Raw genomic sequence first — 15,850 nt, forward strand, 5'->3', positions numbered from 1 at the left:
TTTCTCCTTATGATGTTTTTAAATAACCTTATTTAATATCAGAAGCTTCTGGAAGGAAAGTTCCACCGAAGTACTTCTTAGACAATTTTTCCAGTGTCCCATCTTCGTACAATTCTTTGATCCGTTTGTTGACGAAGGTTTCCAATTCTTTCTCACCTTTAGCAAGGATTGGGTATACGTATGGTTGTTTATCGCTTGGTAGTTCGATGACCTCCAAGTTATCCAAGCCTTGGTCCTTGATGATGGCCTCAACTGTCAAACGTTCAAAAATCTTATAATCTGAACGGCCATCGCTCAAATTAGCCAGAATGGATTGGATGGTGCCCTCTGTATATTTGAGTTCTGTTGGATTATCCTTATGTTCTTTATTGTAGGCTTCCAACTGTTTCGCTGTAGAAGTTCCTTGGATGACCTCTGTAGACTTGCCACCGATATCATCTAATGACTTGATACCTGATCCTTTTTTAACCACTAAGACCACTGGGTTCTTTGCGTAAGGATTTGGATACAAGTATTTTTCCGCACGTTTTTCATCGTAGCTAAGGTTGCTGACACCGATTTGGTAACGATCACCGTCTAAGCCCGCAAAGATTGAAGACCACTCTGTCTTATTAAAGTTGACTTCATATTTTTCTGATCCTTTGAAGATTTCACGCATGACTTCGATTTCATAACCCGTCAATTCACCATCCTTATCATAAGTGAAGGGTTTGGTTGTTCCAACCGTTGCGACTTCAATGGTCCGTTTTCCACTTGATTGACTTGATGACTTTGATGAGCAAGCTACCAAAGTCCCAACTGCCGCCAAGCCCACAAGACTCAAACCAACATATTTGATGAATTTATTCAATTTCATTTGTTCTCCTTTTCACTAAAATTGTTTATTCCTCTGTAAAAAAACAGCTTTTTCCATCATATCAAAATTCCTAACTCTTGGGTATTATATTTTCTTTATGGAGGTGATAGGTTTTATCTATCACGTCTCATTTGGTTGAAAATTTTTCCAGCAAAGCGAGGGCATTTTCTACGTAATAGGGAACCGATACTGCAAAAGCAGCATCATCTATGACCATGCTATCATGGTGGAGATCCGGTGCATCCGGTGCACCATTCGATCCAATAAAAGCAAAAACCCCTGGGATTTTCTCCTGATAAAAGGCGAAATCTTCACCCGCTGTCGATGGCTGAGCCTCTACAACTTCTGCAAAAGACTTAGACCAGCGAAAGACTTTTTTAGCCAAGGCCTTATCATTATAGGTGACCGGGGGCGTCTTGCCCCATTCAAACTGGACCATGACTCCTGTACTATTGGAGATTTGCTCAATCACGCGAATGAAATCCGCTTTTAGGCGTTTCTGGAGATCTGGATTAAAGGTTCGAATAGTTCCTTCAAAATAACCAGACTTTGGTAGAACATTCCAGGTTGAACCAGCTTCGATATGGGTCACAGATAGAACGGCTGTCTCAAATGGCGAAACCGTGCGAGAGACCAAGGTCTGCAACTGCTGGACCATACTAGTGATTGCTACAACAGTGTCCAAACCGAGATCCGGCCTGGCAGCATGACTGCTCACCCCAGTGACAGTCACCTTAAATTTTTCAACCCCTGCCATCATAGCTCCTGGGCGCAAGGCCAACTGACCCGCAGGCAAAGACGGCATATTATGAAAGCCAAGGATAGCCTCTACATCTTCTAGGAGTCCGGTCGCTAATACAGCAGATGCTCCCTCAGAAGTCTCCTCAGCTGGCTGAAAGATGAAGCGAATCGTTCCCTTTAAGTCCGCTTCCATACCTTTTAGGACTTCTGCAGCCCCTAAGAGGCTCACCTGGTGGAAGTCATGACCACAGGCATGCATGACACCAGGGTTTTGACTTTGATAGTCGAGACCCGTGTTCTCCTGAATTGGAAGGGCATCAATATCTGCGCGAAGGGCAATGATAGGTTTACCCTGCCCAATTTCAGCAATCAAGCCTGTTTTTAATCCACTGTTTAAAATGCGTACACCAAGCTTTTCCAAATAGGCTTTGAGATAAGCTGTGGTTTGGTATTCTTGTCCAGACAATTCTGGATGCTGATGCACATAATGCCGAATGGGCACTAGATGTTCATAGGAAAATGAAACCATTTCTCGTCCCCTTTCTAGCATAGTTCTATTCTATCACTGTGATCTCTATTCGTCTAATTCCTATTTTTTTCTCTCAGTTATAGCTAGGGACTATATCATTATTTTCATGACCTCTCCCACCTTTCCTAAAAAGCCGAAGCACAAGAAAAAAACCTTTGAAGAAATCATCTTCAAAGGTCTATTTCTATTAGAATCCATCTACGTTGGTGTAGATTTTTTGAACATCTTCGTCGTCTTCAAGAACACTGTAGAGTTTTTCAAAGGTTTCCAAGTCTTCACCTGACAACTCTACTTCTGACTGAGGAATCATCTCCAATTCAGTCACTTGGAATTCTTCGATACCTGATTCACGCAATGCAACGATAGCCTTGTGAAGGTCAGTTGGAGCTGTGTAAACAGTGATGGTTCCTTCTTCTGCTTCGACATCGTCTACATCCACATCTGCCTCGAGCAAAAGCTCAAAGATAGCATCCGCATCGTCACCAGCAAAGACGATGACACCCTTGTTGTCAAAGAGGTAAGATACAGAACCAGAAGCTCCCATGTTCCCACCATTTTTACCAAAAGCCGCACGGACATTGGCAGCTGTACGGTTAACGTTTGACGTCAAGGTATCAACGATCAACATAGAACCATTTGGTCCGAACCCTTCGTAACGTCCTTCTGTAAAGGTTTCGTCCGTGTTTCCTTTTGCCTTATCGATCGCTTTATCAATCACGTGTTTTGGCACTTGCGCTTGTTTAGCACGGTCGATAACGAATTTCAAAGCAGTATTCAATTCTGGATCTGGTTCACCTTTTTTAGCGGCTACATAGATCTCAACACCAAATTTGGCATATACTTTTGAGTTGGCACCATCTTTGGCAGTTTTCTTGGCTACAATATTTGCCCATTTACGTCCCATGAGGATTCTCCTTGTGTTTGGTTCATATTATTTTCAATCTTTAACATTATATCACAAATCGCCTAACTTAGACTAGAATTTTCTATTTTTAGCGGGGGATTTTATGGGAACTTTCTTCCAGCAGAGAACTTGATAATTCTATATCAGCTATCAAAAAATCCCCACCCTCAAGTAAACTGTTTATTCTTCCACTCTCACCGGCACCCGGCCCCAGGTTTGTTCCGGTAGTTGGGGATGGCCCAATTGATAGACTTGGTCTGCTTGCTGACTCAGGGCATCCCAAGGTTCCTTACCAATCCGCGTCACAACGTTCACTTGACCTTTTAGTGACTTGAGGTGGGCTTGGCCTTTTTCAGTAAAGCCCAAGACATGGATAGCGGTCGGCAAGATTTCTTCTCTCGCACCTACTAAGATATAAGTCAAAATGCGGCGCACACGCGCCTTGGTATAGCGCTTGGTCGCCACCTGGTTAACCAAGTCTTCCACAGAGCTCGCGCTTCGAATGGCATCCTTTATCCGATTGGCCAGTTCTTCATTGACCTGAAATATCTGTGTCAGATCCGGATGGGTTAGGATTTGATAATTGAGCAGTTGAAAATAATCTTCCCAAGTCACCTGCGGAGCCGACTGAAAGAGTTGGCTATTGGGCATAAATTTGTCAACAAAGTCCTGATCTTCCTTGTTAAGGCGAAGACTCGTAGCAGAAGCATAGGCCACTTCTTTTTCTTCTGAATGGTAGCCCGCTCCCTGCCGTTGGATGGGCTTAAGCGCAATCGCCTTCCCAGCACAAGCCTTGGCATAAGCCAAGCCCAAGATATGGTTGGGAGTAGCCCCTGTAAACTCCACTCCAGCAAAGGTTTCCCACATCTTTTGGGTCTTTTGTGGATAGGATAAATCTTCTGGAAGACTTCGTAGGAAAGCTTCCATTTCTCTTTTTTTCTCAGAGTAAACTGTCGCAATCGCTTGGTAATCCAAGACTTCTTCTGTCCCAAAGGTCAATTGATCAATTCCCAGACGGGACAAGATCTCCACCGCGCCCTTGGCAAAATGGTCAGCTGACTGAACAGCCACGAGAAAGGGGAGCTCGACCACCAGGTCCGCTCCATTTTCCAAAGCCATCTGGGCTCGCGTCCACTTGTCTACAATGGCAGGCTCACCACGTTGGACAAAATTCCCGGACATGGCAACAATCTTCAGTCCTTCTGCCTGATCCAACAAGTACTTGTGGCCATTGTGAAAGGGATTAAATTCTGCAATAATTCCTGTAACTGTCATGCTATCCTACTTCTGTGCTACGAAAAACCAACGTTTGCTAGTCTTTGTTGGCTCCTTATCTTCAAAGTCCGCGTAGAGTTTAAAGGATTTAAAGCCAGCCTGCTCCAATAAGATATCATAGGTCAAGACTTCATAGGTGCGTTCTTCATGGACTTCATCGTGGCGACTAAAGGAGCCATCCTCTTCTTGGACGAAGAAGGTCAGCTCATGGACAATCGAATGAGGGGCTCCATCCTCGTAGGTATCCCAGAGCATGGCAAAATCTTCCGCATTTTCATGGTAAGAATAGCCTGGAAAAACCTCATCAGTCTGGTAGGTCGAATGGACATCAAAGATAAAAACACCATCTTCATTCAGAGCATTATAGACTTCTTTGAAGACATCTCCCACTTCTACTTCGTCTTGCATGTAGCAGATGGAATCGGAATAGCAGGTCACAAAGTCGTAGCTACCTGCTTGCGACAAGTCCAGCATATTGCCCTCGATAAAATCAATCTTTTGCTTGGCTGAAGTAGCTCTTTTTTCAGCAATTTTCAGCATGTCAGCGCTCAGGTCTAACCCTGTCACATCAAAACCAGCTTGGGAAAAGCGGACAGACTGAATCCCTGTCCCACACGCCAATTCCAGTAATTTTTTCTTATCTTTTGTCTTTGGGAGATGACGAAGAGAGAAATCCGTCCACAAATCATACAGGCTGTCATCCATGACCGCATCATAGACTGCCGCAAAGGTTTCATAAGTCGCCATAATCATGATACAAAGAGCGTTAAAGACATAGAGAAAATAGAAAGCTTTCCGACGTATCATCAGACACAAGGAAAGTGAGTCTTTTTCTCACAGCTTTTAGCTCGTGTTCCGTTATCAACCTAACCAAACACGAGGCCCCATCCTTTCTTTCCATAGAATTTCAATTTAACCAACAAAACCCAGTTGCTACCAACTGAGTTTACCTACTTATGCTAAGGCTGCTGAAAGATCGACAGCACTTGCTTCGTGCCATAGCTTTTCTAAGTTATAGTGGGTACGCATTTCTTCTGAGAAGACATGGACTACTACACCCCCTAAGTCAAGAAGGACCCAACCTCCAGCTGAGTCACCTTCGACGTGGCTGGCATTGCCACCAGCTTCAACGACTTTCTCACGAATATTCTCTGCGATCGCTTCCAACTGACGGCTATTCATAGAGCTTGCGATGACAAAATAATCTGTCACGCTGGTCAAGCTTTGAACATCCAAAGCCACAATGTCTTCTGCACGTTTTTCATCGGCAGCTTTAACAACAAGTTCAAGTAATCCTTTTTCTTTCATTTAGTCCTCTTTCAAATATTTCACAAAGGCGTTGTAGGTTTCAAGGGTTTGGGGATAAATGGGCAATCCTTGGTGAGCCAGGTGTTCGACTGTGCGAGCTGTCTCATAGGCCACGGCACGATCCAAGGAGACTTGAGCGATGTCACGTGCTTGCTCTACCCCTGGAAAGGCCCGGTTGTGTTCAATATAATCTGCCACATAGACAATCTTGTCTAAGGTTGACATCTGTCCACTCCCCACGGTGTGAATCTCAATACTCCGAAGAATGGCTGGGTCTGTCAGTCCGAGGTCTTCTTGGATCTTGTATATCCCGACCATCCCATGCCAGACATTGTTACCCCAGTTTTTTAATGCTAGATCCAGCTCATAGCGATCGATCAAGTCCAGAAATTCCTGATCTGATAATTTCTTGGCGTAGTCATGTAATAAACCGGCTAAGCCAGCCTGCTCTTCATCAGCCCCATAGCGTTTGGCCAAGTCACGCGCAGCCTTCTCAACTCCTAAACAATGAGTTAGTCGCTTTTCTGGCAGGATTTGACGCATTTTTTCGAGCAAGACCTCACGAGAAAAGCCGAGATAGTTTTCATAGGTCATTGATACAATCCTTCTTTCTTGATGTAGTCCAAGACTGGTTTTGGCAACATAAAGTTGGGCGTCCGACCTTGAGCGATAAAATCTCGCACCATGCTAGAAGAGATATCCATCAAGGGAACATCGACCCAAATCACTGGGTAAGAGGTTCCCGCCTTGTAACGGGGACGTTGAACACCAACAAACTGGACCATCTCCACTAACTCGTCAATCCGATACCATTTTGGCAGGTAGTCCACCATATCAGCTCCAATGATAAAGTAATAGTCTGTATCTGGGTCTCGCTCATTGAGCAACTTCATCGTATCGTAGGTATAAGAGATCCCTTTACGCTCTAGCTCAATCGTCTCGATTTCTAGCCCTTCAATCCCTTCGATGGCTAGTTCTAGCATTTTCAGGCGATGACGCTCATCAATGGTTTCTTTTTTATCCACATGCGGAGGCTCATATTCTGGCATGAGAAGGACCTGGTCCAAGCCCAATTGTTGTCGGACCTGGTCTGCAACCACGAGATGGGCATTATGGACCGGATTGAAATTCCCACCCAAAATACCAACTTGTTTGCGTTTCTTGTCTTTGATCTCTGGCTCTAACTCTACCTTGGTAAAGGGAGTCAATAGTTCAATTGCCATAGGTTTGCTCTCCTCGATGTCTTAGATTTCTTTTACTTTGACTGAAATCTTCCGGTTTTCTTTTTTGCTTGATTGTTTATACAAAATCAGGATGCGTCCAATTTTTTGAACCGTATCCACACCGATTTCTTCTTCCAAGATTTCCGCTACTTCATGAATGTTCTCATCTGTATTTTGAAGAAGGGTCACCTTGATCAGTTCGCGAGCGTCTAGTGCTTGGCGAACACTGGTTTTGATTTGGTCATTGAGCCCATTTTTCCCGATTTGGATAATGGGTTTGAGGCTGTGGGCTTGGCTATTGAGGAAAGCCCGTTGTTTGGATGTTAATGTCATGTTTTTACAATGTTTCTTTTTTGATACTTTTCTCTTGTGGTGGCGGTCGTCAGCGACCTCCTTACGGAGTTCCATGACTTAAATTTGAGCCTAGGTCTCAAACTTTCCGCGCCTAAGTAGTAAAACATCTACTTAGGCTTTCACCACAGTGAAAAGTATCCTTTCTAGGCTCGTTGCACTCGCCCCTGTCTAAAAAGAAACGGTTTCCTTTCATATTTTTAAATGATAGCTTTGCGTGATACGACGGCGACGCCTTCTGGTGCCCAGACCGCTACTTTGGCTTCTCCATTGACGCGGATCCAGCCAAGTCCAGAGATAACGAGATCCGTCTTGTCCTTGATGGTAAACTCATGAGAAACCAATGGTGGGAAGTCTTCTTTTTCCTTGCTATTAGGAGGGGTTAGTAAGCCTCCGACATGCTTGTCGTAAAAGGCCGTCGCTCCTTCTAGTTTGGTTCGGTGAAGCTTGAGTTCATTGTCAAAGAAGGCGGTAAAACCTTGCTTTTCTCCCTTGATAAAGTCAAAGCGTCCCAAGCCACCCAAGAAGAGAGTTTGCTCTGGATTGAGCTGGTAGGTCTTGGGTTTGATTTCCTTTTTAGGACTGACATACTTGAGGTTTTTAGCGGTCAAGTAGTGAGCCATCTGGTGGCGATGGATAATCCCCGGTGTATCGTAGATGTAGGATCCATCGTCCAGTGGGATTTCAATCTTATCCAGTGTCGTCCCTGGGAAGCGAGAGGTCGTGATGATATCCTTGTCCCCAGTGATTTCTTGGATAATCGCATTGATGAGGGTCGATTTCCCTACGTTGGTCACACCCACCACGTAAACATCACGGCCTTTGCGGTGCTGCTCAATCTTTTCCATCAAGTCCTTAATGGCACTCTTGTTTTGGGCAGAGGTGAGGACCACATCAACAGGACGCATCCCTTCTTCGTGGGCTCGCTCCATCAACCAATGCGTCACCTTGTTGTCCTTGACAGACTTGGGCAGGATATCCTTTTTATTTCCGACCAAGAGAACATCATTTCCTGCTACAAAACGAGGCAATCCAGGAATGACGGAGCCATTAAAGTCAAAAATATCCACTACATTGACCACAAGAGCGTCACTATCTCCTACTTCGTGAAGCAATTTTAGGAAATCATCATCTGTCAGATGCACATCTGTAATTTCATTGTAGTGACGGAGACGGAAACAGCGTTGGCAATAAACTTCGCCTGTTTCCAATCCCTTTTCAAGAGCTGATTGGGGAGTATAGCCTAGTCCCTCTTTGTTTTCTGTCTGAATGGGCGCTCCACAGCCAATACAGAATAATTCTTCCATTCTTAAATTCCTTTTTTGTATACAATCGGACCATATTTTTCGGCCATTTGCTTCATAACACGGCGTTCACGCGCTCGGTTGATCTGGGTCTTGATGGAATCATGCTTGACCAAGGGCTTGACCAAAATCGAACGAATGCCCGCCCGATGAGCAGCCCGAATATCGGTCATTAGTTGATCCCCCACCATGACCACTTCATTTTTCTCATAGTGGAAACGCTTGAGAGCCCGATCAATCCCAAAGGTAAAGGGCTTGAGTGACCAAGCTTCATAGTCAATATCAAATTTCTCAACCGCACGTTTGACCCGTTTAGGACTATTATTGGACACCACGATGACCCGAATCCCGCCATCACGAAGGTCATGCAACCACTGGCGCATTTCAGGAGTTCCATCCGGATTATTCCAAGCAATCAAGGTGTTATCCAAATCCACAAGAACGGCCTTGATGCCCTCTTTTTTCAAGTCTGCAACGGTGAGATCATAGGCTGCTTCCACCGCAAAATCTGGTTTGTAATTTTCGATTGACACGTTGTTCTCCATTTTTTATATTCTCTTCATTGTAGCATAATTGGACGTATTTTGCACTTGCTTCATCGCCCCTATTGGAAAAAGCATAGTTTGGTTTGTTATCTAAAATAGACAAAATCGTTACAAACTTTCAAAAACATGATATAGTAGAAGAAAAAATACATGGAAGAGTTATGATAGCAAAAGAAAAAAAATTGAGGGAGGTTTCTCCTCTCCTCCAAAAAATCATCAATTGGTCCTCCATCATTGGAGCCCTTGCAACCCTTGCTTTCTGTATCTGGGCCTACTTTGCTGGTATCCTCCAATCCAAGGAAACCTTGTCGGCCTTTATTCTCCAAGCAGGAATCTTTGGACCTCCTCTCTTTATCCTTCTTCAGATCCTTCAAACAGTGGTCCCTATTATCCCCGGCGCTCTAACATCTGTCGCTGGTGTCTTTATCTATGGCCACATCGTTGGGACCGTTTATAACTACATTGGAATTGTCATTGGCTGTGCCATTATCTTCCAGCTCGCAAGAATGTACGGGCCTAAGTTTGTCCAGTCTATGGTCAGTCAGAAGACTTACGACAAGTATATTAACTGGCTCAATGAAGGCAAACGGTTCGATCGCTTCTTTATCTTCATGATGATCTGGCCCATCAGCCCTGCAGACTTCCTCTGCATGTTAGCTGGTTTGACCAATATGACCTTCAAACGCTACATGACGATTATTATTTTGTGCAAGCCGATTACTTTGGTCATCTACACCTACGGTCTCACCTATATCATCGACTATTTCTGGCAAATGATGTAAAAAAAGTTAGTTCAAAATAGAACTAACTTTTTATTTATAGAATCCCTTTTTCCTTTTGAATAATGAAGTCTTTTAGGGTGATGAGGAGGACTGCTAACAGAATCATGCCCATCCCCAAAAAATCAATGATAAAGAAATGTTCCTTCATAATGACAAAGGCAAAGAAAACCGCCGAAATCGGCTCAAAGGATGCCAGCAAGCTTCCTTTAACAGCCCCTACCAGAGAGGTCCCTTTCAGAAAGGCTGTATAGGCAAAAATCGTCCCAATGACCACCAAACCAAAAAGAGCCATCCAGGTATCCAGTCTGTAGTTTCCAGAAGAAGAAAGAAGACCGCTAAAAGGGAGCATCAAGATTCCTGGAATGGCCATCCCAACTCCAATTACCAGCATACTTCCCCATTTTTGAATCAATTTAAGAGGTAAAATGATATAGAGGGCATAGGCAAAGGCTGACACCACTCCCCAAGCCAAACCTTTGGGATTAATGGCCAGATGGTTGACTTGACCGTGTGTTGCTATTAAGAATGTGCCACCAATCGCTAGAAGCATCGAAATCACTTCTGCTAGTGTAGGGGCCACTCTATCCTTGACACAAGTATAAGCCAAAATACCCACTGGACAGAGATACTGTAACACAGTGGCTGTCCCAGCATTGGATTCTGCAATCGCCTCTAAATAGGTTAGCTGAGTCAATAACAATCCTAAAAAGGCAAAATTAAGGAGCGGAAGGTAGGAAGATTTATCTTTGACAAAGGCCAAAAACTTCTCCTTATCTGCAAGGCAGGAAAGAATAATAAGGACAATGCCAGAAAAAAGTAAACGAAGATTTGTTAAGCCAATAGCCGAAAATCCGTGAACCATTAAATATTGCCCGCTGACTCCGGATAGTCCCCAAGCAATCCCCGCTATTAAAGTAATCAGAGTCCCTTTTAGAGTTGTAGACATGCTGCCTCCACAGATTTTTTTTACATCCTAATTGTAACACAAAAATCAGCCCAAATGGGCTGATTTACTGTAGGATTTAAAAAGTATTTTTAAGGGCCCATCTAGAAGAGATTAGTCTTCTTTTCTCCCTTTCTTAGCCATCCCTAACCCGAGACTACCTAAAAGTAGAAGCCCGGCCAAGCTGGTGAGGTTGGAGCTCGCTTCTCCTGTTTCAGGAAGCGCGCGGGCTGGACTTGCTTCTTCTCCATCTTCAACTGACACGGAGTCATGATGAGGAGCTAAAGCTTGAACCTCTGTATTTTCTTTCTTTTGAGCAAGAAGCTGTGGCGTCGGTTGAGCAGTTTGCGAAGGAAGGACTTTCTCTGGAGATGGAGATACCAGCGTATGGTATTGAAGACGATCCGGGAGAACAGGATTTTCAACTTCTTCCTTAGTAGACAAGCGTAAGACAGTTGCTGTTAATGCATCTAGTCGAAGGCCTCTTTCTGTCCAAGAAATTCCCTTTGGATCCGTCAAATTGATAACACCTGCACGTTCCCCATCCACTAGAACATCCGCATTTTTAAAGCGTTCTAGATCAGTTCCTAGAGAAAAATCACGCGCCTTGGTATCTGCATTGACCAATACCAAGTATACTTCTCCATTGCTTGCAGTGATTTGGTAGCCAATCACCTGATCCTCTTCTTCCACACCATTCTCACCTGGAATCGTCAAGAGCTTGACGCGACTCTTCACTTCATCCATGTTATCCATGCGGAAGGCATCAGTCGACTTACGAAGGGCAATCAATCCTTTGGTGAAGGCGCGAGAGCGCGTATTCTCTGGATAGAGGGCTTCATTGGTTGCTTTTTCCCAATCAAAGTGGTTGACGGCATCACTTGAGTCATAGGAATCATGGATAAAGTAAGGGTAGTCAAATGGTTTTCCATTTTCATCTACCAACAAATGAGATTTGTTTGGAACCTTGTCATCAGAAACTGGCGTGCGGTAAGCTGGATCCTTGAACTGCTTAGTCCGACCATATTCTTGACCAGAATGAAGGAAAGGTGTTCCTTGAGCTGTCAAGACGAGCAGATTTCCGAGACGCAAGCGACGATGAATCTCTGCATTATTTGCTGGAATGCTTGGATCCTTCTTGATAGACTGAGCGATAATATCAAAGAGAGTTAAATTATCATGGGCTGCAATGTATTGGATAACATCACCTGGACTATCTGCCTCAAAGTTGGTTGGTTGTGCGATGAGATTCTTAAAGATAGTCGCAATCTTCCGTTTTCCATTGGTGATAAAGGCTGGTTGTCCCTCATTTGGATAGCCCGATTTTAGATTGTTTCGAACATCATCTGAGAATACTGCAACCGTGTCTGTTTTCTTCATCCAGGATTGGTCTGCTGGTTGTACAGGACTGTTTTCATCACCTGCATAGGTCACCCAGCCTTCTCCCAACATGATCAGATTAGGGTTTAGAGCCCGGGCTGCCTTGTAGGCTTCTTCGATAGAGGCCGCATCATGGTCCCCCATCATATCAAATCGGAAACCGTCTACCTTGTAAGTATCCACTAAATACTTGATCGAATCGACCAAGACCCGTTTGGACATGTAGTGGGTTGTACCCAAGCGTCCACCACCAAAGCTCGTCCGAGGCGTCCCATCCGCATCCATGAAATGGTAGTAATTTGGCTCGATATCTTCAAAGATGTCGACATTCGCTGTATGGTTATAGACAACGTCTAGGACCACTCCCATTCCTCGCTTATGAATTTCATTGACCAAATTCTTGAATTCTTCAATTCGTTTTTGAGGATTGCTTGGATCGGTTGAGTACATACCTGTCAAGGCAAAGTAGTTCTGTGGATCATATCCCCAGTTGTAGTTGCTATTGCTTGAGGCATACTCTAACAAGCGCTCGTTGTTTTTTAATTCATTGACGTGGTAATAAGATAGAACTGGTAAGAGTTGAATGTGCGTTACACCAAGGTCTTTGAGGTAATCCAATTTTTCAACAAAGGAGGCAAAGGTCCCAAATTGACTCTTAAGCTCTGATGCCAAAGCCGGATCAGAAGTGAAATCTCGGACATGGGCTTCATAGATGATAGCATCTTCCCGTTTCTTAAAGTTTGGAATGGACGCATAGGTTAAGTCACTCGGACCTAATCTACTTGGATCAACAAAGGCTGCTTTTGCTACCTTATGGACATCATCTGTCTTGGCCAATTCACTGTTCCAAGCTGCCAACGATTTGGCATAAGGATCAAGGACTGTGAAGGTTTTCCCTTGGCGTTCAATTTCATACTGGTAGAAATAGCCGGTATAATCTTGGATTCCCAGTCCTGAATCACCTGAAAGAGTCTGCTTCCAAGTGCCTCGCTCCCCTTTTTCCAGAGCCACACGGCCAACTAGTTTTTCAGAATCCTTCTTATCATAGACGACAACAGATACTTTGTCCGCACTTGGTGACCAGAGGGTGAGATCCACTTTTTTCCCAGCTTCATGAAGATGAGCTCCAAGAGTCCCATCATAGCTATAGGCTTCATCCTTGAGGCGCCAGTTCATTTTGGTCGTAAAGCGGTCATTATCGTATTGAACGGTATAGGACTGATCAACTTGTGAGAAATCCCCCGTATAGGTTACTTTCTTGCCTTTCTCATCTAAAAGCAGGTCCGAGATGGTGACAGGATTGCCCTGAGCATCCGTGATCTTGGTCCGCTTGAGCAACTCCTCTTTCTGTGCTCCAGCCAAGGTCGAGAAGCTGGCTTCAATTTTTTCTTTACCGACATGTTGAGCCCCCGTCATACGGATATCGTTGACATAGTATGGGTTGGTGTAAACGGTCGGATCATCATCCCGTAAGAATATCTGGCTATGGTTCTTTAAATCAGTAAATTTATAATCTTCTTGTCGAATCTTCACATCGTCTCCAGACTTGCTCTCGTCCAATAATAAGAAACCAAATTCTTTTGCAGCTTCCTTTAGGGGGATATCGATGTAACGACCGTATTTCCCTGTCGCTGTAAAATCTGTCCCATCTGGCCAGGCGGCACTGCTCGGATTCTTTACATCTCCCCAATACCAGAGAGATTTTTTGTCATAGTTGCCATCTGTCCGGTAGTAATTTACTCGGACAGTTCCCTCTGCTTGAGGTTGATAAGAATAGACTTTAAATTTGTCGTCCAACCAAGCTTCATTCATTTTTGGGGAGAGCAATTCAATTGACTTGTCCCCTGTGATATTGTCCCCTTTAACATTGTTGATGAGGAAGCTAATCTTCTTAGCCTGCTCATTTTTAAGCTTGACATCTAGATAATAGCCGTAGTCATCTGTCTTTGCATCCTTAAAGGATTGGGCACCTGTCGGCCAGTTTTCAGATGGTTTTTCAACATCATCCCAGGTCCAAAGGCCTTGCGTTTCCTTGTTTTCTTCCGGTAGCTTTTTCACGTGAATCCGGATAGTCTGATCAGCAATCGGTTCCTCTGCCTTCTCAGACTTAGGAGCTACCACCTCTTCAGTGACTGCGCTTACATTTTTAGGCGCTGTGACACTTTCATCCGCCACTTTTGGGGTTTCGCTTGTCTCAGTCTTCGTAGCTGGTTTCACCTCAGATGAAGAACTCACCTCTTCATTAGAAGGGCTTGTCACCACTTCTGAGGCTTGTGCAGGGGTGTTGATGGCTTCATCCGCACTGACCGGACTAGCAAAGGCCGTTAATAAGGCTAAACTTGTCGCAATCGCAACTGAAGCAACGCCATTTTTCAATCGACGAATCGCATAGACGACTTGTTTATCGCCTTTCACAGAAGGTTTCTGTTTCATAAATGTCTCCTTAAAATGATTAGTGTTCAACCAGTATAGCATGTTAAAATTATTTATGCAAGCGTTTTCGTAATTTATACTACCTTTTTCTATTGTTCTCCCTCATTAAAAAAACCAGCCCAAATGGACTGGTTATATTATAAATGTATGGTAGATCATGGCTCAACCAAAATCTTAATTTGGGCCTTATCTTGTGTTAATTCAACAAATCCTTCTTCAACGATATTTTCCAATTTAATTTTCTTGGTCACCAATTTTTCAGCAGAGAAGTAGCCTTGTTCCATCAATTCCAATACTTTAGGGAAGATGTGACGATAAGCGATAATCCCTTTGAGGGTCTTTTCTTGAATGGCGAATTCATTTGGATTGATGCTGGCTTCACGTTCCCAAATAGAAACAACCATACACTCACCAGCCTTATGCACAGCTGCCAAAGCTTGTCCAAGAACAACAGGAACCCCTGTCACTTCATAAGAAACATCCGCTCCACCATCCGTCAAACGATGAATGGCTTCAACGATTGATTCACCTTCTTCTGGGCGAACCACAATGGCACCCAATTCTTCAGCCTTAGCTTGGCGTTCAGGAGACAATTCAACTGCATAAATTTTCGATGCCCCAGCTGCACGGAGAGCTTCCACGATCAAAAGACCGATTGGGCCCAAACCAAAGATAACAGCTGTATCCCCAGTTTTCAAAGCAGACTGACGAACTGCATAAACGGCAACAGCAGCAGGTTCTGTAAGAGCAGCTTGTTCATAGCTCAAGCTATCTGGAATCACATGGACCAAATCTCCATCTAGGACACAATATTTAGCAAAACCTCCATCTGCAGCAAGGCCAACAAAATTCAAGTTTGGATCGAGGTTATAATCACCAATTAAGTTGTGTTTTGCCAAAATTGGTTCGATTGTTACACGATCCCCGACTTTGACACGAGTCACATTGCTTCCAACCTCAACAATTTCTCCAGCAAACTCATGACCGAGGGTCACGGGTGCTTTTTGACCAGAATAAACATGCTCTTCTGTTGGAATGAAGATTGGCCCATCCAAGTATTCATGCAAGTCTGTTCCACAGATTCCCGTGAATTTGACCGCAACCTTTACTTGATGAGGTTGTACTTCTGGGACTTCCACTTCCTCGATACGAACGTCCTTTTTGCCATGCCAGCGGGCAGCTTTCATTGTTTCCATATGATTCTCCTATTTTTCTATGAATTGTAATTCCCTTTCAGGAAACTTGATAAACTCATTGTAAGCCTTTTCACAAACTT

General features: G+C 44.0%; 15 protein-coding genes. 1 reads left to right on the forward strand and 14 read right to left on the reverse strand.

Translation table 11 applies throughout. The features are described 5' to 3' along the window. Positions 1 to 28: 28 nt before the first annotated feature. From N596_RS05100 to N596_RS05150, 11 genes are all read right to left on the reverse strand, one after another. Entirely contained in the window at positions 29 to 856 is an 828-nt protein-coding gene (locus N596_RS05100; protein ID WP_023024188.1) for an amino acid ABC transporter substrate-binding protein, read from the reverse strand. Between the two features lie 127 nt (positions 857 to 983). Continuing rightward, positions 984 to 2,126, reverse strand: coding sequence for an amidohydrolase (locus N596_RS05105; protein WP_042361209.1), 1,143 nt, complete (start codon positions 2,124 to 2,126; stop codon positions 984 to 986). Positions 2,127 to 2,313: 187 nt separating this feature from the next. Then, entirely contained in the window at positions 2,314 to 3,030 is a 717-nt protein-coding gene (locus tag N596_RS05110) for a YebC/PmpR family DNA-binding transcriptional regulator (protein ID WP_006146163.1), read from the reverse strand. 180 nt (positions 3,031 to 3,210) lie between these two features. Further along, positions 3,211 to 4,305 (reverse strand): nucleotidyltransferase, encoded by a 1,095-nt coding sequence (locus N596_RS05115; RefSeq protein ID WP_023027184.1) that lies wholly within the window; start codon positions 4,303 to 4,305, stop codon positions 3,211 to 3,213. Between the two features lie 6 nt (positions 4,306 to 4,311). After that, positions 4,312 to 5,052: a class I SAM-dependent DNA methyltransferase gene (locus N596_RS05120; RefSeq protein WP_308446690.1), complete on the reverse strand. Its 741-nt coding sequence runs from the start codon at positions 5,050 to 5,052 to the stop codon at positions 4,312 to 4,314. Between the two features lie 207 nt (positions 5,053 to 5,259). Beyond that, positions 5,260 to 5,613, reverse strand: coding sequence for a ribosome silencing factor (gene rsfS / locus N596_RS05125; RefSeq protein WP_023027186.1), 354 nt, complete (start codon positions 5,611 to 5,613; stop codon positions 5,260 to 5,262). Further along, complete coding sequence (gene yqeK, locus N596_RS05130) at positions 5,614 to 6,207, reverse strand: bis(5'-nucleosyl)-tetraphosphatase (symmetrical) YqeK (RefSeq protein ID WP_023027187.1); 594 nt, start codon at positions 6,205 to 6,207, stop codon at positions 5,614 to 5,616. After that, positions 6,204 to 6,836 carry a nicotinate-nucleotide adenylyltransferase gene (locus N596_RS05135; protein WP_023027188.1) on the reverse strand — a complete coding sequence of 211 codons (633 nt, stop codon included), beginning with the start codon at positions 6,834 to 6,836 and terminating at the stop codon, positions 6,204 to 6,206. The genes yqeK and N596_RS05135 overlap by 4 nt, the downstream gene beginning before the upstream one ends. 21 nt (positions 6,837 to 6,857) lie before the next feature. Then, entirely contained in the window at positions 6,858 to 7,169 is a 312-nt protein-coding gene (yhbY, locus tag N596_RS05140; RefSeq protein WP_006595720.1) for a ribosome assembly RNA-binding protein YhbY, read from the reverse strand. Between the two features lie 218 nt (positions 7,170 to 7,387). After that, entirely contained in the window at positions 7,388 to 8,494 is a 1,107-nt protein-coding gene (gene yqeH / locus N596_RS05145; protein ID WP_023027189.1) for a ribosome biogenesis GTPase YqeH, read from the reverse strand. Between the two features lie 2 nt (positions 8,495 to 8,496). Beyond that, complete coding sequence (locus N596_RS05150; protein WP_123159640.1) at positions 8,497 to 9,024, reverse strand: YqeG family HAD IIIA-type phosphatase; 528 nt, start codon at positions 9,022 to 9,024, stop codon at positions 8,497 to 8,499. Between the two features lie 173 nt (positions 9,025 to 9,197). Between N596_RS05150 and N596_RS05155 the strand changes: the two genes are divergently transcribed. Beyond that, the gene (locus tag N596_RS05155; RefSeq protein WP_023024202.1) at positions 9,198 to 9,818 is read left to right on the forward strand and encodes a TVP38/TMEM64 family protein; all 621 of its coding nucleotides are present in this window, start codon (positions 9,198 to 9,200) and stop codon (positions 9,816 to 9,818) included. A gap of 34 nt (positions 9,819 to 9,852) precedes the next feature. Here N596_RS05155 and N596_RS05160 read toward each other — a convergent pair whose 3' ends face one another. The 3 genes from N596_RS05160 to N596_RS05170 form a co-directional block, all read right to left on the reverse strand. Then, on the reverse strand, positions 9,853 to 10,764 hold the full coding sequence (locus tag N596_RS05160) for a DMT family transporter (RefSeq protein WP_023027191.1): 912 nt from the start codon (positions 10,762 to 10,764) through the stop codon (positions 9,853 to 9,855). Positions 10,765 to 10,875: 111 nt separating this feature from the next. Beyond that, a complete protein-coding gene (locus tag N596_RS05165; protein ID WP_042361213.1) occupies positions 10,876 to 14,574 on the reverse strand; it encodes a pullulanase in 3,699 nt (1,232 codons plus the stop codon). 155 nt (positions 14,575 to 14,729) lie between these two features. Further along, complete coding sequence (locus N596_RS05170) at positions 14,730 to 15,770, reverse strand: 2,3-butanediol dehydrogenase (protein WP_023024207.1); 1,041 nt, start codon at positions 15,768 to 15,770, stop codon at positions 14,730 to 14,732. Between the last annotated feature and the right edge of the window lie 80 nt (positions 15,771 to 15,850).

It is taken from the genome of Streptococcus ilei, assembly GCF_000479335.1.
Classification (GTDB): Bacteria; Bacillota; Bacilli; order Lactobacillales; family Streptococcaceae; genus Streptococcus; species Streptococcus ilei.

Excerpts from the sequence above, each read along its gene's own strand:
- yqeH (WP_023027189.1), bottom strand. The coding sequence starts at position 8,494 with ATGGAAGAATTATTCTGTATTGGCTGTGGAGCGCCCATTCAGACAGAA.
- N596_RS05115 (WP_023027184.1), bottom strand. The coding sequence starts at position 4,305 with ATGACAGTTACAGGAATTATTGCAGAATTTAATCCCTTTCACAATGGC.
- rsfS (WP_023027186.1), bottom strand. The coding sequence starts at position 5,613 with ATGAAAGAAAAAGGATTACTTGAACTTGTTGTTAAAGCTGCCGATGAA.
- N596_RS05160 (WP_023027191.1), bottom strand. The coding sequence starts at position 10,764 with ATGTCTACAACTCTAAAAGGGACTCTGATTACTTTAATAGCGGGGATT.
- N596_RS05110 (WP_006146163.1), bottom strand. The coding sequence starts at position 3,030 with ATGGGACGTAAATGGGCAAATATTGTAGCCAAGAAAACTGCCAAAGAT.
- N596_RS05100 (WP_023024188.1), bottom strand. The coding sequence starts at position 856 with ATGAAATTGAATAAATTCATCAAATATGTTGGTTTGAGTCTTGTGGGC.
- N596_RS05165 (WP_042361213.1), bottom strand. The coding sequence starts at position 14,574 with ATGAAACAGAAACCTTCTGTGAAAGGCGATAAACAAGTCGTCTATGCG.
- N596_RS05105 (WP_042361209.1), bottom strand. The coding sequence starts at position 2,126 with ATGGTTTCATTTTCCTATGAACATCTAGTGCCCATTCGGCATTATGTG.
- N596_RS05135 (WP_023027188.1), bottom strand. The coding sequence starts at position 6,836 with ATGGCAATTGAACTATTGACTCCCTTTACCAAGGTAGAGTTAGAGCCA.
- yqeK (WP_023027187.1), bottom strand. The coding sequence starts at position 6,207 with ATGACCTATGAAAACTATCTCGGCTTTTCTCGTGAGGTCTTGCTCGAA.
- N596_RS05155 (WP_023024202.1), top strand. The coding sequence starts at position 9,198 with ATGATAGCAAAAGAAAAAAAATTGAGGGAGGTTTCTCCTCTCCTCCAA.
- N596_RS05170 (WP_023024207.1), bottom strand. The coding sequence starts at position 15,770 with ATGGAAACAATGAAAGCTGCCCGCTGGCATGGCAAAAAGGACGTTCGT.
- yhbY (WP_006595720.1), bottom strand. The coding sequence starts at position 7,169 with ATGACATTAACATCCAAACAACGGGCTTTCCTCAATAGCCAAGCCCAC.
- N596_RS05120 (WP_308446690.1), bottom strand. The coding sequence starts at position 5,052 with ATGGCGACTTATGAAACCTTTGCGGCAGTCTATGATGCGGTCATGGAT.